This is a genomic window from Flavobacterium sp. FG139, assembly GCF_057809695.1.
Genome location: NZ_JBMDKL010000006.1, coordinates 33,922 through 50,190, shown reverse-complemented (window position 1 = coordinate 50,190; position 16,269 = coordinate 33,922). Strand labels below are relative to the sequence as shown.

Below are 16,269 nucleotides of genomic sequence, written 5' to 3'. Positions count from 1 at the left end.
AATTTGATTTAAACAATAAAACTGGGTGGTGCCCGAAGAGCAAAAAGACTGCCTCGAAACGATTGGGTAATTTCTTTGGAATAGAAAAAAGAATAGGAAACCGGAATCTCGAGTTTCTTGAAATGGAAGGCTGTAAAATCAGATTTTAAAGAAGAGCTGAAAGTAAATTCACAAACAAAACAGTGATCGTTATTGTGATGTGCATGAGTGAATTCGGTTTTGTTTTTAGCGTATTTGTGATGACATTCTTTGGTAGAAAGTTCCTTTTCTAAGTGACTAAAAGTATGCGCTGATTGGAGCACTATTGCAAACAATACTGCCCATCCAAAAAACAAACTTATATATGCATACTTTTTCTTCATCACCGCAAATGTAACTATGCTGAAATAAAAAACCATTTGAATTAACAAACTTTTAGATGTGTCAACTCAAATGGTTTTTAATAAAATTATAGTATTAAACTAATTTGTTAGCTACTAAATATTCGGCAATTTGAACCGTATTGGTTGCAGCACCTTTTCTTAAATTATCAGCAACAATCCATATATTTAAAGAGTTAGGCTGACTTTCATCACGGCGAATGCGTCCTACAAACACCTCATCTTTTCCTTGTGCAAATAATGGCATTGGATAGGTATAGGTATCATTATTATCTTGAACCACAACACCATCGGTATGGTGCAAAATTTCTCTAACTTCACTTACGTTAAAATCGTTAGCGAATTCTACGTTTACCGCTTCGCTGTGTCCTCCCACAACCGGAATTCTAATAGCCGTTGCAGTTACAGCGATGGTTTTATCACCGATGATTTTTTGGGTTTCACGAACCAATTTCATTTCTTCTTTGGTGTAGCCGTTATCTTCAAAACTATCGCATTGCGGAATGGCATTGCGGTGAATTTGGTATTTGTACGCCATCTCGCCTTTCACTCCAGCATATTCATTTTCCAATTGCTGTACCGCTTTCACACCAGTACCTGTAATCGATTGGTAGGTAGAAACAATAACGCGTTTGATTTTATATTTTTGGTGTAAAGGTGCTAGAACAATTACCATTTGAATCGTAGAACAGTTAGGATTGGCAATAATTTTATCGTCTTTCGTCAATTCGGAAGCATTGATTTCTGGAACGATTAACTTTTTAGTTGGATCCATTCTCCAAGCCGATGAATTATCGATAACTGTAGTTCCTGCTGCTGCAAATTTTGGTGCCCACTCTAAAGACGTATCTCCACCAGCCGAAAACAAAGCTATGTCTGCTTTCATATCAACAGCCGTTTGAAGGCCAACCACTTTATATTTGGTTCCTTTAAATTCAATTTCTTTACCTACCGATTTCTCTGAGGCGACCGGAATTAACTCGGTAACTGGAAAATTTCTTTCTGCTAAAACTTGAAGCATCACTTCGCCAACCATTCCGGTTGCACCTACAACAGCAACTTTCATATAATATATTTTAGATTTTAGTTAAATTTTGGAAGTACAAAAGTAAATAGAAAATACTTTTAAAAATGAAAATTTTGAATATTCAATAAGGAATTTTGAATGTTGAAGATTTTAAAAAGAAAAACCGCCTCAATTATGAAGCGGTTTTATTTTGCTGGCGCTCCATACAGTTCGGCTGCGCCTCGAGTTTGTTAGAATATATAATATAGCGGTATTATTTTTTCAATAAATCTCTAATTTCAGCCAACAATTGTTCTTGCGTTGGACCAGCTGGTGCCGCAGGAGCCGCTTCTTCTTTTTTCTTCATGCTATTGATGGCTTTTACCATGATAAAAATTACAAAAGCAATTACTAGAAAACTTATTACTGCTGCTAAGAATTTTCCATAGAGTATGCCATTATCTGTTTTTAAATCAGCCAAGTTTTCTACATGTGCTGCTTTCAATGCTGGATTTAACAATGCTGGTGTGATTACGTCGGCAACTAATGAATTTACAATAGCTCCAAATGCTGCTCCAATGATAACTCCAACAGCTAAATCCATTGCGTTTCCTTTTGCAATAAAATCTTTAAATTCTGATACCATTCCCATAATTAAATTGTTTTTTGGTTATTATTTGTTTTAGTTTATAAACCAAAGATAAATAAAATTTTAACATAAATTTTGAGATTTTGTAGAATTATTACTACTCTCTATAGAAAATTCGCTTCACACGTTGCGAAATACTGGTCATAATTTCATACGGAATGGTTCCCAATTGTTTAGCCATATAGGTTACGGTTGGGTTTTCACCAAAGATGATTACTTCTGTACCTTCTTTGCAATCAATTTCTGTAATATCCACCATCAGCATGTCCATACAAACGCTTCCCAATATAGCTGCTTTTTTATTTTTAATGACCACATAACCTACGCCATTATCCCAATGTCTTGAAATTCCGTCGGCATAACCTATCGGAATTGTGGCAATTTTGGTTTGTTTTTCAGCCATAAAGCGTCTGCCATAACCTACACTTTCTCCTGCTTCTATCGTTCGAATTTGTGAAATAATCGATTTTAACGTCCCAACATTCTCTAAAAGCTTTTGTTCTTCTTCGTCATTGGAAACACCGTAAAGCCCTATTCCCAATCGAACCATGTCGTATTGTGCTTGTGGGAAATTAGAAATTCCAGAAGTATTTAAAATATGTCGAATGGGTTGAATTTGCAGTTCATTCATAAGTTTAGAAGATAACTTCTCATACAACTTAATTTGCGATAACGTGAAATCAATAAATTTCATGTCGTCACTCGTTGCCAAATGCGACAAAATGCTTTTCACTTGAACTGCTTTGTTGTCTTTGAGTTTGGCAATTAACTCGTCTATATTTTCTTCTTCAAATCCCAATCGGTGCATGCCTGTATCCAATTTGATATGAATCGGAAAATTTTTTAATTTCTTTTGCTCGGCCATTTTTAAGAAAGCCGTCAACCCTTTAATCGAATAGATTTCGGGTTCCAATTGATATTGGATAATCGCTGCAAAACTCGTATTTTCTGGGTTCAAAACCATAATTGGCAAATCGATTCCGGCGTTTTTTAACGAAATTCCTTCATCGGCAAAAGCCACACCCAAATAATCGACTTTATGATGCGACAACAACTTAGCGACTTCAAATCCGCCATTGCCATAACTAAACGCTTTCACCATCACCATTAACTTAGTCTCAGGCTTTAGCTTCGATTTATAGAAATTCAGGTTATGACTGATGGCATTCAGGTTGATTTCTAGAACTGTTTCGTGCGTCTTTTCTTCGAGCGAAGCCACAATTTCTTCAAAATGAAAATGACGTGCTCCTTTTATTAAAATAGTTTCATTCTCAAACGAAATCTTGTCTATTCCTTCTAAAAATTGGGCTGTTGTTTCAAAAGCAATGCAATTAGGAAACTTACTTTTAAATCCGGAAATGGTTTTACCAATAGCAATCACACGATTGATTTTGTTGGAAACAATCAAATGCGAAACCTGCGAATACAATTCATCGGTCACCAATCCACTTTGAAAAATATCGGAAAGAATCAAGGTTTTCTTTTTGTACTGCTTTTGACTTTCCAGAAAATCTAACGCTATTTTTAACGACTGAAAATCGGAACTATAACTATCGTCAATCAGCGTGGTATTGTTGTTACCGTTTTTAACTTTCAAACGCATTTCAACAGGATACAACATCGTCATCCGTTGCTGAATAATGTCTTGATCGTATCTAAAATAAAGCATTACCATCAAACAATGCATGGCGTTTTCAATAGAAGCTTGATCGGCAAACGGAATGGTAATTTTGAAACACAGTTTTTGAAACGTGATTTTCAATTCGGTTTTATCCGAACTTTCTTTGGCAATCACAAAAACATCGGCTTTTCCATCTTCAGAACTCCACGTAAAAGTTCTAATTTTCGGATTGAGAAAGGCTTCGATGGTTCTATTTTTATTCATAATTAAAACGTCTACCGACGAGAACAATTTTAATTTTTCTTTTATTTTTTCGCCTGCATCATGAAAACCTTCATCGTGTGCCGAACCGATATTAGACAAAATTCCGATGGTCGGTTGAATGATGCGTTGCAGATTCACCATTTCGTTAACGGTAGAAATTCCAGCTTCAAAAATTCCGAGATTGTGTTTTTCGTTAATTCCCAAAACCGAAAGCGGCACACCCACTTGTGAGTTGTAGCTTTTGGGTGAACGAATGATATTATAATCGGGACTTAACAAAAAATTTAACCATTCTTTGATAATGGTTTTTCCGTTACTGCCCGTAATTCCGATGATAGGAAAATCGAAGTCACTGCGGTACGTGGCCGCAAATATTTGTAGCGCTTGAAGTGTATTTTCAACCACCAAAAAATTGGCTTTCCCTTGTAAATTAGATGGAATATAATTGACGACAAAATTGACGACACCGTTTTCAAGCAGTTCGGCAACATATTTATGTCCGTCGTTATTGGGTCCGATGATGGCAAAAAACAAAGTGCTTTCGCTATTTTGTAACGAACGACTGTCGATAGAAACAGCGTCGATAATAGCTACCTCATTAGTTCCAACAAATTTGGCTTTAATGATGGGAATAATATTTCTGATGGATAAAGTCACTTTGACTATTTTTTTTCGTCTTCCGACAAATGTTCTGCATCTTTTACTTCCATGTTTTCGCGCATGGCTTTAAAATAAGCCGCTCGACTTAATGGTTCGTATTCTTCGGTTTCACCTAGTAAAACAAGATTGTCGCTATCGGCTTTTCTGAAACTGTAATGGGCTAAATTCCCGGTTCGCGTACAAACGGCATGTACTTTCGTGACATATTCGGCAGTAGCCATCAAAGCAGGCATGGGTCCGAATGGATTTCCTTTAAAATCCATATCCAAACCAGCCACAATTACACGAATGCCTGAATTGGCCAAATCATTACAAACTCTAATAATTTCGTCGTCAAAAAACTGCGCCTCATCAATACCTACCACATCACATCCTTGAGCAAGGATTCTAATGTTGGCAGCCGCTGGAACTGGTGTCGAACGAATTTCGTTTTTATTGTGGGAAACCACCATTTCTTCATCATAACGAGTGTCGATTGCCGGTTTGAAAATCTCCACTTTTTGCTTGGCAAATTGGGCTCTTTTCAACCTTCGAATGAGTTCTTCGGTCTTTCCAGAGAACATCGATCCGCAGATTACTTCAATCCAGCCAAATTGTTCTTTATGATTTACAGTATTTTCGAGAAACATTTAGTATTTTCGTTATTATAAAATGGTAATTTCTGTTACATTTGTACAAAACAAAAATATCAAAATTCTAACTACATATTCCACTTCAAGCGATAAATTATGAAAAAAAGATTGGAAGCTGAATTAATAAGCATTGCACACCGAGTTTTAAAGTTAAAAAACAAATCGGAAATCGATCAATTGTATCATGAAACTCAGAAATTATACGAAGCATTAACTGTTTTAAAATTTTACGGAGACAATTATGAACAAGTAAAATTGGATGTTGCTGCAGCTGATTTGGAAGAAAAAGTAACTGCTTTTGTAGAAGATAAAAACGTAGTAGAAACTCCTAAAGCGATTGAAATTGAAGCGCCACAAACTGCGATGGAAGAGACTCCTATGGAAGAAGAAGAAATTCTTGTGGTTGAGGAAGAACCAGTAGTTGAAGAAGAAGATGTTGAAACCCCAGAAGAACCTGTAGTTGTGGGCGAAATTACCATTGAAGAAGACGAAGTTGAAGAAGAACCTGCTGCTCCATTAAAAAGTGATTTCGATTTCGAACCGATATTTGAACTAGCTGCAGAAACTATTGAAGAAGAAACTGCATCTGAAGACATTGTGGAAAAAGGTGAAGTGAAAGTTGAAACTCCAAAACAAGAAACCAAGCAAATTTCGTTTGAAGATTTGTTGGGTGAAAATTATACCGAACCTGTTTTTGTTAAACCAAATGACATTGTGGTTCCCGATTCGTTAAAAAATATAATCGACGAAAAACCCTTATCGTTAAACGACCAACATTTAAAAGTTATTAATATTGGATTGAATGATAAAATGGCCTTTGTAAAAAATCTTTTTGGCGAAAGCAACGAAGATTACAACCGCGTTTTATCGCAATTGAATACGTTCAGCACGTTTGAAGAAGCCAAAGATTTTATTGATGAAATTATCAAACCCGATTACAACAATTGGGATGGCGTTGACGATTATGCTGAGCGATTTATCGAAATTGTAGCGAAAAAATTCTCGTAAATGGGAAAATTGTACCTTGTGCCAACACCCATTGGCAATCTCGAAGACATGACTTTTAGAGCGATTACCGTTTTGAAAGAAGCCGATTTGATTTTGGCAGAAGACACACGTACTAGCGGAAAATTGCTGAAACATTTTGAGATTGCAACGCACATGCATAGCCATCACATGCACAACGAACACAAAACCGTTGAAAATTTGGTAGCCCGATTGAAAGGCGGCGAAACGATTGCATTGATTTCAGACGCAGGCACTCCTGCTATTTCCGATCCCGGATTTTTATTGACACGCGCTTGCGTTGAAAACGGAATTGAAGTCGATTGTTTGCCAGGCGCAACGGCTTTTGTGCCAGCATTAGTGAATAGTGGTTTACCCAACGATCGATTCATATTCGAGGGATTTTTACCTGAAAAAAAAGGAAGACAAACACGCTATTTGGCTTTAGCCGAAGAGACACGAACGATGATTTTCTATGTTTCTCCTCATAAATTAGTCAAAACATTAGCCGAATTTATACAGTATTTTGGGGCCGAACGCCAAGTTTCTATTTCAAGAGAGTTGTCTAAATTACACGAAGAAACGGTTCGAGGCACGGCAACAGAAGTTTTGAAACACTTTGAAGCCAAACCACCCAAAGGTGAGATTGTGGCTGTGGTTGGTGGGAAAAATTTGAAGTAAAAAAAGGCAAACACAGATTACACAAATTTTCACAAATTATTTTGTTTATAAAAAATGTAATCGTTTGACATCCAACACAATTTTTATACATTTACGAAAATATAAGCCATAACATCATAATTCATAATTTTTAATTCCTAATTAAACTATGCGTTGGACCCTACAATCAAAGCCAGAAAAAGAACAAGTTCAAAAACTACAAAACGAACTTCAAGTCGATGAAATTATTCCTACTTTATTGATCCAAAGAGGAATTACCACCTACGATCAAGCTAAAACTTTTTTCCGACCAACATTAAACGATTTACACAATCCCTATCTGATGAAAGATATGGACAAAGCGGTTACTCGTATTGAGAAAGCGATTGCAAACGGAGAAAATATTCTCGTTTTTGGCGATTATGATGTTGATGGAACCACAGCGGTTTCATTGGTTTCTTCTTATTTAAAAAGTTATTACCCAAATGTTGCCACCTACATTCCAGACCGATATGACGAAGGATATGGCATTTCCTATAAAGGCATCGACTTTGCCGAAGACAACGAATTTACCTTAATTATTGCCCTCGATTGCGGGATTAAATCTATAGAACATGTGGCATATGCCAATGCAAGAAACATCGATTTTATCATTTGCGATCACCACCGGCCTGGCGATGAATTGCCCAATGCCATCGCGGTTTTAGATCCTAAACGTATCGATTGCAATTATCCTTATGACGAACTTTGTGGTTGTGGTGTGGGTTTCAAATTGATTCAAGCCTTGGCCGAAAACCGCAATCAAACGATTGACGATTTGATTCCGTATTTAGATTTGGTGGCTACCGCCATTGCCGCCGACATCGTTCCGATTACTGGTGAAAATAGAGTGTTGGCTAAATTTGGTTTGGAAGTCATCAACTCTAATCCAAGACCCGGAATTAAAGCTTTAATCCAAAATGTGAAGAAAAAAATTCTCACAATTACCGATGTGGTTTTCATAATCGCACCACGAATCAATGCGGCTGGAAGAATCAAACACGGAAACGAAGCGGTGGCTTTATTGACCGAATTTAATTTGGCGCAAGCCGAAATTTTTGCTTCCGAAATTGAACAACACAATGCCGACCGAAAAGATTTAGACAAGCAAATTACGATTGAAGCATTGGCTCAAATTGAAAACAACAACGAAAAAGAACGATTTACCACAGTTGTTTATCAAGACAATTGGCACAAAGGCGTTATTGGCATTGTGGCTTCGCGTTTGACTGAAACTTACTATCGACCTACAATTGTATTTACCAAAAGTGGCGATAAACTAGCCGCTTCGGCACGTTCGGTAAAAGATTTTGATGTATACAATGCCTTAGAAGCTTGCTCCGAACATTTGGAACAATTTGGTGGACACAAGTATGCTGCAGGCATGACTTTGAAAGAAGAAAATTATCAGAATTTTAAAAATGCTTTCGAAGAAGAAGTTAAAAAAACCATTCCTCCCGATTTGTTAATCCCAGAAATCGCTGTTGATGCGGAAATTGATTTTTCTGATATTACTCCGAAATTGATTCGAGTTTTAAATCAGTTTGAACCATTCGGACCACAAAACATGACACCTGTTTTCATGACAAAGAACATAAAAGACACTGGGTATGCTAAACTATTAGGTCAAAATGACGAACATCTAAAATTATTTGTAAAACAGCTACAATCTGATGGTTTTGGTGCTATAGGTTTTGGTCTTGGAACTAAAGTTAATTTAGTTAAAAATCAAGCCCTTTTTGATATCGCATATTGTATTGATGAAAATGAGTATAATGGATCCGTTTCCATTCAACTTCGTATAAAAGACATAAAACCAGCTGTTCAATGAAAAAGTCATACCTCTATGTTATTTTATTTATTCTGGTAGGTTGTAAAAACGTATCCGAGGAATATGTTGATGTTCGCGGAAAAGAGTATGCAGGTTCACAAAGTTGTATTCAATGTCATCAAAATATTGTGGATTTAATGGCTCAAAATTCACATACTAAAGCATCAATGCCTGCAATTACAGAAAATCTTTTAGGTAAATATGACGATGACAAAGATGCTTTTGTATACAATCCAAATCTTAGTTTACGCATTCAAGAACACAATGACAGTTTATATCAAGTGGTTTATGCCAATGGAAAACCCGTAGAACGCCATCGATTTGATATTGTTTTTGGAGTAAAACATGCGCAAACTGCTGTGTTTTGGAAAGACGAAAAACTATATGAAATGCCAATTTCGTATTATAATTCAATTAAGAACTGGGCTACAAGTCCGGGTTATGAAGCGCAATTTCCTTTTTTTGACAGAATGGTAAAAAAAGACTGTTTCAGTTGCCACAGTTCCAATATTGATAGTCCGCAACCCAAAGGTGTTACTGCCAATCAACATTATGGATCAACAGAACTAACGGGCATGTTAGACAAAAACTCATTAGTTTATGGAATTGATTGTGAAAGTTGTCATGGTCCAGCGGCAAAACACGTACAACATCACCTTCAATTTCCTAAAGAAAGAATAGCGCAATTTATTACATCAAACAAGACATTAGATGACCAACAAAAACTAGATCGTTGTGCCATCTGTCATTCTGGAAATGATACCCCACAATTAAAATCGCGTTTTGCATTTCGTCCTGGCGATCGATTATCGAGTTATTTTTTATCCAAAAAATCAACCTCAACCAAGGCTACTTTTGATGTTCACGGCAACCAATTGGAGTTGTTAAAACAAAGTCAATGTTTTATTAAAGACCAAAGTTTGAATTGCATTACGTGTCATAACCCGCACACAAACGCTGAAAAGAGCACGTCTTATTATTCACAAATTTGCATGAACTGTCACAAAGAAAATTCGGATAAATTCTGTAAATCAAAAAGTGTAATGAAAACGAATTGTATCAATTGTCATATGCCTGTAAAAAACTCGGATGTGATTCGTTTTACACAATCGGGAAGTAGTAAAAAGTATTTTTATTCGTTAAGAACCCACCAAATTGGTATTTATCCAATAAAGAAAAAAGATTAAAATTTCTTTAATTCCATGGTGGCTCCATCAAAAACACCATACGTAAAATAACCAATCCAATCGCCAAGATTTACATATTCAGAATGGTCTCCAACGGCAACAATCATGGGTAAATGACGGTGTCCAAACACAAAGTAATTGTAGTGTTTTGTTTCTAATTTACGTTTGGCATATTGAATCAACCATTCGTTATCTTCACCTAAGTAAACGACATCTTCTGCACCCGAAATCAATTTGTTTTTAACTGAAAGGTATTGTGCCAATCGCATACCAACATCGGGATGCAACCAACGGTACAACCATTTTGAAAACGGATTGGTAAACACTTTCTTCATGCGTTTATAGCCTTTGTCTCCAGGGCCTTTTCCATCGCCATGACCAATTAAAAACGTTTTATTATTGTAGGTAAACTCTTGGTTATCGTGATATACAGGAATGTTCAATTCTTTCTGAAAATAATCGTCCATCCATAAATCGTGATTTCCTACGAAGAAATAAATTGGGATTCCGCTGTCGCGAATTTCGGCTAATTTTCCGAGCACACGTACAAATCCTTTGGGAACAACCGTTTTATATTCAAACCAAAAATCAAACAAATCACCTAGCAGAAAAATAGCTTCGGCATCTTTTTTAACCTCATCCAACCAAGCTACAAATTTTTGCTCACGCGGAAAACTAGCTTCTGGCGTTGGAGCGCCAAAATGTTGATCGGAGGCAAAATAGATTTTTTTAGCTGACATGTGGTAAAAATATGAAATTACAAATTATCAGACGCATACCATTCGGCAAAAGAACTTTCTGTTTCTTGCAATTTTAAAGAGTGTAATTGAATTGCGTTAGGAAGTCGGTCTTGAATTTTTTTGGCAAAATCAACCACCATATTTTCACTAGTTGGTTGATAATCAACTAAAATAACATGATGCCCACGGGTTTTAAGTTCTTCGGCCAATTCAACATGAGGTGTGTTTTTATTGAAAACCGTAGCGTGATCAAATTGGTCTACGATTTCTTCTTTTACAATTTTCTTCAAATCAGAAAAATCGATTACCATTCCGAATTTCACGTTAGAACTGTCAGAAATTGGGGTTCCAATAACCGTTACTGAAAGTTTATAACTGTGTCCGTGAACGTTTTTGCACTTTCCGTCATAGCCATAAAGTGCATGTCCGGTTTCAAAACTAAATTGCTTGGTAATTCTGATTTTACTCATGAGAAATTATTTGGTGCAAATTTAGTGAAATTTACTCGTTTTGTTGTTTGTTTTTTGCACGATAATACATCCAATAGGCAATACCTACTAAAACTATAAAAGGCAAAAAAGATCCTATGGCAACTCCTATTTGATAGCTACCGTCTGGAGCATGTTTTACTTTTTCAGCAATAGCAACGTGTTGGATTAGTGAGAAGAAAGTCATGTTGATGGAATTAATTGCTAACAAATTTACAAAAAAATAAGGTCACCTTTGGAGTGACCTTACTAATATAGTTTTAATCTAAATATTATGGATTTTGCTCAAACGCTTGATTTTCACCAGGAACTGAAGATCGAACGTTAATTGCTTTTTTATCATTTCCAACAACAAACGCCACAAAGCTCATATTAGAAGCATTGGTCACATTAGTTGGTACGGGAACTGAGAATGTTTTTGTTATGGTTTGACCAGCAAGCGTACTTTCTGTAATTGGATCTCCTAGAATATCCGTTAAATTGGCTCTCAAAACGTGATCATTTTCAAAGTTAGCAATCACACTTCCTCCACCATAAAAGCTAGTGTAGTTGGTTTGGTTGCTGAATAAATTATCTTCTAAAACGTATACTACTAATTTTAAATTTGAGTAGTCATTAGCCAATTTAACCTTAACATCAAGATTAATTGTTCCTGCTGAAACATTAGAATTCATGGCCAAACCTAATCCCACATTATTACCAGTTAAACTTTTAACTTGTGCAATATTTGAATTCTCAGGATAGCTCCAAGTTGTTGTTCTATTCAACATTCCTGTTGGATAGCCTGACAAACTTATCATTTGTTTTAATGGATCAGCACCCGAAAAATGGAATCCATCGTAGCCGCTGCTTGTTTGTTGATGAATCGCTACAGGAACCGCTTTGGTAGTTTGCTCTAATACTTTTTCAATTCCGTAGGCAACTCTTGGGCAATACCCACACCAAGAACCCGTGTAATCTTCAATCAAAACTCTTTTTTGAAACTGTCCAGAAACTGGATCAACGCTTACTGGTGGAGTTACACTTCCTCCACCACTTCCTCCAGAAGAGGAGTCGTCTTTACTGCAAGAGGCAAAAAATACAGCCGCAGCTAAAACAATAATGTTTTTGTAATTTTTCATGGTTTAATCTGTTGGTTTGTTATTAGATATGCAAATAAAATAAAAAAAATGTTACAAAACTTCATTAAATTTTAATTTATTTGCAATTATAAACTAACAAACTATGAAAAACCTACTTGTGCTCTTTCTTTTTATTGGAATGAAATCCTTTGCTCAACAAACTTTACCCAATCTTACTATCCAAAACACAGAAGGAAAGACTCTTTCTTTAAAAACAGATTGTGCCGAAAAAGACAAATTGTATGTGTTTTCTTTTTGGGCAACTTGGTGTGCGCCATGTGTACAAGAGTTGGATGCTATAAGTGATGTGTATGATGATTGGAAAAAGGAAGTAAATGTCGAATTAATTGCTGTGGCTACCGACGATTCAAGAACGCAAAAAAGGGTAAAACCTTTGGTCAATGGTAAAGGCTGGGACTATCAGGTTTTGTTGGATACCAATCAAGAATTCAAACGAAGTCTAGGCATTTCTAATGTACCTTATTTGATAGTGGTAAAAAATGGAAAAATCGTTTTTACTGAAAACGGACATACCCCTGGCGGTGAAACGGAATTGTTTGAAAAATTAAAAAGTTTAAAATAATGAGAACCAATTACATCCTTTTGTTTTTTGTTTTATTTACTATAGCGACATCGGCACAAGAACAAAATAAAGATTCGGTAAAAGGGCGTCTTTCGGGATCGTTTGAATCGAATGGGCAATGGTATTTGAACGACAAAAAAAGAGATATTCAGCACGATTCGGTTCCTTTACGTTCTAATAATTATTTGTCGGTAAATTATAATTATGGCAAATGGACTACAGGTGTTCAGGTGGAATCGTATGCTTCTCAAGCCTTATTGAATTACAATCCGAAATTTAAAAATACCAATCTTGGAACCTATTTCCTAAATTATAAATCCACCAAAATAGACGCTACACTAGGCCATTTCTATGAGCAATTTGGCAGTGGATTGTTACTGAGAAGTTATGAAGACCGCTCTTTAGGAATCAATAATGCCATTCGTGGAGGAAGAATTAATTTCAAACCCAATCAAAACCTTTCGTTTACGGCTTTATACGGAAGAAAACGAACTGGTTTTGATGTAAGTAAAGGCCAGATTTTCGGATTTGACTCCAATTTCAATCTGAGTTCCTTACTGAAAAAAGAGGCTTTTGAATTAACTTTAGGAATGAGTTATGTGGGTCGTTATGAAAAAAGCTATTTCGAAACACCTAATTTTTCTGAATTAACAAGCGCTTATTCGGGTCGAATTGGTTTTACAAAAGATAAATTTTACATCAATGGTGAATACAATCTAAAATCGAAAGATGCCGTTCTTATTGTCGCCAGTAATAAAGTCAGCAACGATTTTATAAAACCAGGTTCGGCGGTCTTATTGAATTTTGGATATTCAAAAAAAGGATTGGGATTTGACACCACTTTAAGACGATTGGAAAATATGACTTTTCTTTCTGAGAGAGAACCTACGTTTTTAGGCATTGAAAAAACCAGTTTGTATTACAACGACGGCTTAATGAATTTTCTACCGAGTTTGACCAAACAAAATCACGCCAATTTATCCAATATTTACGTATACCAAGCGCAAGGAGGAATTAACATTGACCCTACCAATGGTATCGCAAAAGCTGGTGAAATTGGGGGTCAAATCGACTTTTTTTATGACTTTAAAAAAGGAAGTGCACTTGGCGGCAAATACGGAACCAAAGTAGCCATCAATTGCTCCAATTGGTATAATTTAGGTGGAAAATATACATTTGAAGACCAATACGGAAACTATGCTCCTAATTATACCACCGATTTTTTTGCTACTAAAGAAAAATACTATTCCGATTACAACATCGAATTTTCTAAAAAATTGAGTTCAAAAGTTAATGGAACCCTTTCCTACATTAATCAATATTACAACAACAGGTACATTACAGGAGCGGCCAATTTAGTAGTTAAAACTAACATTGTTACCGCAGAATCAACGGTGAAGTTTTCAAAATCTAAATCGTTTACCTTTGGTTTAGAGCACATGTGGGCCGATAACGACAGAAAAAATTGGTTATCTTCGTCAATCGAATACAATCATAATGCTAATTGGTCAATGTATGTAACCGATATGTACAATTATGGTTATGACGCCAATGCTGAATTAATTTCTCATGGAGTTGATGCTTTTAGAATACATTTTTATAACTTTGGGGGCTCTTATAAAAAAGGAAGTACTCGAGTTGCCCTAAATTATGGCCGTCAAAGAGGCGGATTGGTATGTGCTGGAGGAGTTTGCAGATATGTGCCACAAAGTACAGGAATTTCATTATCTTTGAGCACTGCTTTTTAAAATATTGGGGGATTAGCTCATTTGGCTAGAGCGCTTGCCTGGCAGGCAAGAGGTGACCGGTTCGAATCCGGTATTCTCCACAAAAAAACCGTCATGTTTTAAACAGACGGTTTTTTTTGTTATTTTCCATTTTTCAAATCTTCGGCAACTTTCTCTAATTCTGAGTACCAATCTTCTCCAAATCTTCGAATGAGTGCTTCTTTCACAAATTTATAAATGGGAACTTCAAGTTCTTTTCCTAAACTACAAGCATCGTCGCAAATATCCCATCGATCATAATTTACAGCGGCAAATTCGGTAAAATCTTTCACCCGAATCGGATATAAATGACACGAAACTGGTTTTTTCCAATCGATCACACCTTGATTATAGGCCTGTTCAATACCACAAAGTGCCGTTTTTCCATCAAAAATTACATAAGCACAATCTTTATTGTCAATAAGTGGTGTTTCCAAATCTTGGTCGGTTCCTTTAACCCAAGTCCCCAATCGTTCGATGGCTTCAATGCCTTCTTTTCTCAAAAAAGGTTTTACTTTGGGATAAATAGCCTCCATAATTTTGGTTTCTTCTTCGTTTAAAGGCGCTCCAGCATCACCATCAACACAACAAGCCCCATGACAAGCTGAAAGGTTGCACACAAAATCTTTTTCTAAAATATCTTCCGAAACGATGGTTTTCCCTAATTGAAACATTGGCTTTTGGAGTTTTTAAATACAGGCCAAAGGTACAAAGGATTTTTATGTTTTTTGCTATGCTCTTTATTAATCGAAAATTAACGTAATCTTTAGATTTTAACCGTTTGGAAAGAAGTAATTTTGCACTTTTAAAGAAATGAATTATGTTAGGATTTGATTTTAAAGAGATTGCAACTATAAGCATGGTGCTTTTTGCCGTAATTGATATTGTGGGAACGATTCCGATTGTAGTTGATTTACGTCAAAAATACGGTCATATTGAATCGGAAAAAGCCTCAATTGCCGCTGGATCCATTATGATTGTGTTTCTTTTTGTTGGAGAAGAGTTACTCAAATTAATCGGAATTGATGTGCATTCGTTTGCTGTTGCTGGTTCATTCGTATTGTTCTTTTTAGCGCTCGAAATGATTTTGGGAATCCGAATTTATAAAGAAGAAGAAGCCAGTTCGGCATCGATTGTTCCCTTGGCATTTCCTCTGATTGCAGGTGCCGGAACGATGACTACATTACTTTCATTGCGTTCTCAATTTCAAACTGTAAATATTATAATTGCTATAGTTTTAAACATCATTTTAGTGTATGCCGTATTAAAATCGTCTTCCAAAATTGAAAAAATGTTGGGTAAAAATGGTTTGGGTGTCATTCGAAAAACCTTTGGTGTTGTGCTACTAGCAATTGCTGTTAAATTATTTGCAGCTAATGTTAAAGGATTATTTGTTTAAATCAAATTTTACTATTTTTACCCTCTAAATTTATTCGATGAAAATTTTTACTACTATATTGATTGTTTTAGCAATTGCGCTTATCATTTTTAACGTCACCATGTTAGATTTCAACAAGCCTTTTGAAGGCAACAGCATGGTCGCTTTAATTGGAATTATAGCTTCTTTTTGCGCGGTTTTTATCCTTCTGATCTTCAAAATGTCGAAGAAAATTGAAGAAAAACTTAAAAATCAATAA

18 protein-coding genes and 1 tRNA gene are annotated in these 16,269 nt (G+C 35.9%); 9 read left to right on the top strand and 10 right to left on the bottom strand.

The window, feature by feature from the left end; genetic code table 11:
- Window positions 1–8: 8 nt before the first annotated feature.
- The 5 genes from ACODSI_RS06605 to ACODSI_RS06585 form a co-directional block, all read right to left on the bottom strand.
- Window positions 9–362 carry a hypothetical protein gene (locus ACODSI_RS06605; RefSeq protein ID WP_488916047.1) on the bottom strand — a complete coding sequence of 118 codons (354 nt, stop codon included), beginning with the start codon at window positions 360–362 and terminating at the stop codon, window positions 9–11.
- A gap of 94 nt (window positions 363–456) precedes the next feature.
- Window positions 457–1,446 carry an aspartate-semialdehyde dehydrogenase gene (locus ACODSI_RS06600; protein WP_488916046.1) on the bottom strand — a complete coding sequence of 330 codons (990 nt, stop codon included), beginning with the start codon at window positions 1,444–1,446 and terminating at the stop codon, window positions 457–459.
- Between the two features lie 214 nt (window positions 1,447–1,660).
- Complete coding sequence (mscL, locus tag ACODSI_RS06595) at window positions 1,661–2,038, bottom strand: large conductance mechanosensitive channel protein MscL (RefSeq protein WP_488916045.1); 378 nt, start codon at window positions 2,036–2,038, stop codon at window positions 1,661–1,663.
- Between the two features lie 94 nt (window positions 2,039–2,132).
- Entirely contained in the window at window positions 2,133–4,577 is a 2,445-nt protein-coding gene (locus tag ACODSI_RS06590) for a bifunctional UDP-N-acetylmuramoyl-tripeptide:D-alanyl-D-alanine ligase/alanine racemase (RefSeq protein WP_488916044.1), read from the bottom strand.
- Window positions 4,578–4,582: 5 nt separating this feature from the next.
- The gene (locus ACODSI_RS06585; RefSeq protein WP_488916043.1) at window positions 4,583–5,209 is read right to left on the bottom strand and encodes a thymidine kinase; all 627 of its coding nucleotides are present in this window, start codon (window positions 5,207–5,209) and stop codon (window positions 4,583–4,585) included.
- A 99-nt stretch (window positions 5,210–5,308) separates the two neighbouring features.
- On the opposite strand from ACODSI_RS06585, the gene ACODSI_RS06580 reads away from it, so the two are divergent.
- The 4 genes from ACODSI_RS06580 (at window position 5,309) to ACODSI_RS06565 (ending at window position 9,934) form a co-directional block, all read left to right on the top strand.
- On the top strand, window positions 5,309–6,220 hold the full coding sequence (locus tag ACODSI_RS06580; RefSeq protein ID WP_488916042.1) for a DUF8457 domain-containing protein: 912 nt from the start codon (window positions 5,309–5,311) through the stop codon (window positions 6,218–6,220).
- Window positions 6,221–6,898, top strand: coding sequence for a 16S rRNA (cytidine(1402)-2'-O)-methyltransferase (gene rsmI / locus ACODSI_RS06575; protein ID WP_488916041.1), 678 nt, complete (start codon window positions 6,221–6,223; stop codon window positions 6,896–6,898).
- Window positions 6,899–7,046: 148 nt separating this feature from the next.
- The gene (recJ, locus tag ACODSI_RS06570; RefSeq protein WP_488916040.1) at window positions 7,047–8,747 is read left to right on the top strand and encodes a single-stranded-DNA-specific exonuclease RecJ; all 1,701 of its coding nucleotides are present in this window, start codon (window positions 7,047–7,049) and stop codon (window positions 8,745–8,747) included.
- Entirely contained in the window at window positions 8,744–9,934 is a 1,191-nt protein-coding gene (locus tag ACODSI_RS06565; protein WP_488916039.1) for a multiheme c-type cytochrome, read from the top strand. The genes recJ and ACODSI_RS06565 overlap by 4 nt, the downstream gene beginning before the upstream one ends.
- Here the strand turns inward: ACODSI_RS06565 and ACODSI_RS06560 are convergent.
- From ACODSI_RS06560 to ACODSI_RS06545, 4 genes are all read right to left on the bottom strand, one after another.
- On the bottom strand, window positions 9,931–10,674 hold the full coding sequence (locus tag ACODSI_RS06560) for a UDP-2,3-diacylglucosamine diphosphatase (protein ID WP_488916038.1): 744 nt from the start codon (window positions 10,672–10,674) through the stop codon (window positions 9,931–9,933). The two genes, ACODSI_RS06565 and ACODSI_RS06560, sit on opposite strands and share 4 nt — an antisense overlap.
- A 17-nt stretch (window positions 10,675–10,691) precedes the next feature.
- Window positions 10,692–11,144: a 6-pyruvoyl trahydropterin synthase family protein gene (locus tag ACODSI_RS06555; RefSeq protein WP_488916037.1), complete on the bottom strand. Its 453-nt coding sequence runs from the start codon at window positions 11,142–11,144 to the stop codon at window positions 10,692–10,694.
- Window positions 11,145–11,175: 31 nt separating this feature from the next.
- The gene (locus ACODSI_RS06550; protein ID WP_488916036.1) at window positions 11,176–11,349 is read right to left on the bottom strand and encodes a hypothetical protein; all 174 of its coding nucleotides are present in this window, start codon (window positions 11,347–11,349) and stop codon (window positions 11,176–11,178) included.
- Between the two features lie 85 nt (window positions 11,350–11,434).
- Window positions 11,435–12,283: an Omp28-related outer membrane protein gene (locus tag ACODSI_RS06545; protein WP_488916035.1), complete on the bottom strand. Its 849-nt coding sequence runs from the start codon at window positions 12,281–12,283 to the stop codon at window positions 11,435–11,437.
- Window positions 12,284–12,386: 103 nt separating this feature from the next.
- Between ACODSI_RS06545 and ACODSI_RS06540 the strand changes: the two genes are divergently transcribed.
- From ACODSI_RS06540 to ACODSI_RS06530, 3 genes are all read left to right on the top strand, one after another.
- Window positions 12,387–12,866 carry a TlpA family protein disulfide reductase gene (locus ACODSI_RS06540; RefSeq protein WP_488916034.1) on the top strand — a complete coding sequence of 160 codons (480 nt, stop codon included), beginning with the start codon at window positions 12,387–12,389 and terminating at the stop codon, window positions 12,864–12,866.
- The gene (locus tag ACODSI_RS06535; RefSeq protein ID WP_488916033.1) at window positions 12,866–14,614 is read left to right on the top strand and encodes a DUF6029 family protein; all 1,749 of its coding nucleotides are present in this window, start codon (window positions 12,866–12,868) and stop codon (window positions 14,612–14,614) included. The genes ACODSI_RS06540 and ACODSI_RS06535 overlap by 1 nt, the downstream gene beginning before the upstream one ends.
- A gap of 6 nt (window positions 14,615–14,620) precedes the next feature.
- Window positions 14,621–14,694, top strand: a tRNA-Ala gene (locus ACODSI_RS06530).
- Window positions 14,695–14,733: 39 nt separating this feature from the next.
- On the opposite strand, the gene ACODSI_RS06525 is transcribed toward ACODSI_RS06530, so the two are convergent.
- Entirely contained in the window at window positions 14,734–15,306 is a 573-nt protein-coding gene (locus ACODSI_RS06525; protein ID WP_488916032.1) for a DUF3109 family protein, read from the bottom strand.
- 146 nt (window positions 15,307–15,452) lie between these two features.
- Between ACODSI_RS06525 and ACODSI_RS06520 the strand changes: the two genes are divergently transcribed.
- Both ACODSI_RS06520 and ACODSI_RS06515 read left to right on the top strand, forming a co-directional pair.
- A complete protein-coding gene (locus ACODSI_RS06520; RefSeq protein WP_488916031.1) occupies window positions 15,453–16,031 on the top strand; it encodes a MarC family protein in 579 nt (192 codons plus the stop codon).
- Between the two features lie 37 nt (window positions 16,032–16,068).
- Entirely contained in the window at window positions 16,069–16,269 is a 201-nt protein-coding gene (locus tag ACODSI_RS06515) for a hypothetical protein (protein WP_488916030.1), read from the top strand.